Origin of the sequence: Affinirhizobium lemnae (assembly GCF_022968395.1) — a bacterium.
Classification (GTDB): domain Bacteria; phylum Pseudomonadota; class Alphaproteobacteria; order Rhizobiales; family Rhizobiaceae; genus Neorhizobium; species Neorhizobium lemnae.
In genome coordinates this window covers 1-2,268 of record NZ_JALJQZ010000107.1, presented here as the reverse complement: position 1 = coordinate 2,268, position 2,268 = coordinate 1, and the positions used below count along the sequence as shown (strand labels likewise).

The window sequence follows — 2,268 nt, the reverse complement described above, 5'->3', positions numbered from 1 at the left end:
TCGCCCACATTCGCCTGATCACAAGGCGACTTGCAAGGTATGGATATCGTTGAAGGCTTTTCGAGTCAGACTCTTAGGCATGCAAATGTTATTTTCGGAATTTCACATCTATACTCAGATTGGACTATAGAGATAGCGATTTTATTCCGTTCAATCCGTATCATTTTGGTTCACATCATCGGTTTTTGTAGGGCATTTGCTCAAATTGATGGCGCTTGCGCATTGATTCGTCCGAGGAAGCCCGGCTGTATGAATCATGTTGATACAATCAAGTACAGTCGGTTTCCAAATAACAAGATTAACTATGAATATCGGAATATTTTTTGCGGATGACACATCACAGGCAGGTACATTTCAACTAACTAAATTCGAGGACGGATATTCTTCTGCTCCACCCATTACTGTATGCGCGCTGCCTATCAAGTGCGCATTTCATATGTATTCAGATGCCTCCCGAGAGTATGCGCTGCGGTGCTGATGCGCTATGCATGGCGGATTCCTTTTCTATCGGAGACTTGCTGTGATCGTGCCGTCTGACATCGAAATTGCGCGTACTGCATCCATGAAGCCAATCGCGGAGATTGGCTCTGCTATTGGAATACCAGTGCAATCTTTGGTTCCCTACGGTCATGATAAGGCAAAGGTATCGGCGTCTTTCATTGGTTCGCTGGACGAGAGGACCGAGGGGAAACTGATTCTGGTCACGGCGATCAATCCAACGCCTGCTGGAGAAGGGAAAACCACCACCACGGTAGGTCTAGGCGACGGGCTCAACAGGATCGGCAAGCGCGCCATGATTTGCTTGCGCGAACCATCTCTGGGGCCGTGCTTCGGAGTTAAAGGTGGAGCTGCCGGGGGCGGATATGCCCAGGTGGTTCCCATGGACGATATCAACCTACACTTTACGGGCGATTTTCATGCCATCACCGCGGCACACAATCTGTTGGCCGCGCTGATTGATAACCATATTTACTGGGGTAATACCCTAGACTTTGATCTTCGGCGCATCGCTTGGCGTCGCGTGATGGACATGAACGACCGGGCCCTGCGTGAGATCGTTGGTTCGCTCGGCGGTGTGTCCAACGGGTTTCCACGCGAAACCGGTTTTGACATAACTGTTGCCTCGGAAGTCATGGCTATCCTTTGTCTAGCCGAAGATCTTGCGGATCTCGAAGCGCGTCTCGGCGCAATCATCGTCGGTTATCGCCGCGACAGGACGCCTATTTTCGCCCGTGATCTGAAAGCCGACGGCGCAATGGCAGTCCTGTTAAAAGATGCAATGCAGCCGAACCTCGTACAAACGCTGGAGAACAATCCGGCTTTCGTGCACGGTGGGCCCTTTGCTAATATTGCGCATGGCTGCAATTCTATCGTGGCGACAAAGGCGGCCTTGAGAATTGCGGATTTTGTAGTCACCGAAGCGGGCTTTGGCGCAGATCTTGGCGCCGAAAAGTTTTTCAATATCAAGTGCCGGAAGGCAGGTCTGCGGCCTGCGGCCGCCGTCGTGGTGGCAACGATTCGTGCGTTGAAAATGAACGGCGGCGTCGCAAAGTCGGATCTTGGCCGAGAGGATGTTCATGCACTCAAAATGGGATGCGTTAATCTCGGGCGGCATATTGAGAACATTCGCAAGTTCGGTGTTCCCGTTATCGTGGCCATCAATCATTTTTCTTCTGATACCGATGCGGAAGTTCAGACGATTCGCGATTATGCGCAGGGTCAGGGCGTTGATGCCGTACTGTGTCGTCATTGGGCGCGAGGGTCTGCGGGTATTTCCGAACTTTCTGAAAAAGTGGTCGCGCTTGCGAGTTCAGGTGACGTAGACTTTCGTCCCCTATATGCCGATGAGTTGCCGCTGCTTGCCAAGATCGAGACCGTCGCCCGAGAGATTTACCGCGCCGACCGGGTTGAAGCCGAAGCGCCGGTTCTTGAACAGCTACGGACCTTCGAGGCCCAGGGCTATGGAGGTCTTCCGGTTTGCATCGCCAAGACGCAGTATTCCTTTTCCAGCGACCCCGCTCTTCTTGGCGCGCCGACGGGACATAGTCTGCCGGTCAGGGAGGTCAGGCTTTCAGCGGGAGCTGGCTTCGTAGTCGTAATCACAGGCGAGATCCGAACCATGCCCGGTCTGCCACGTTTGCCCTCGGCCGAGAAGATCATGTTGAATGAGCAAGGACAAATAGAAGGTCTTTTCTAGGTCGTGGTGATGATTTAAGGATTGGGATTCCCAAAAGAGCGCAAATCGGATTCAAAGCTGATTTTGGAGAT

General features: G+C 52.3%; 1 protein-coding gene. It reads left to right on the top strand.

Annotation, left to right across the window (positions count from 1 at the left end; translation table 11 throughout):
* Nucleotides 1-520: 520 nt before the first annotated feature.
* Nucleotides 521-2,197 carry a formate--tetrahydrofolate ligase gene (locus MUU53_RS23125; RefSeq protein WP_343229135.1) on the top strand — a complete coding sequence of 559 codons (1,677 nt, stop codon included), beginning with the start codon at nt 521-523 and terminating at the stop codon, nt 2,195-2,197.
* The last annotated feature ends 71 nt before the right edge of the window (nt 2,198-2,268 follow it).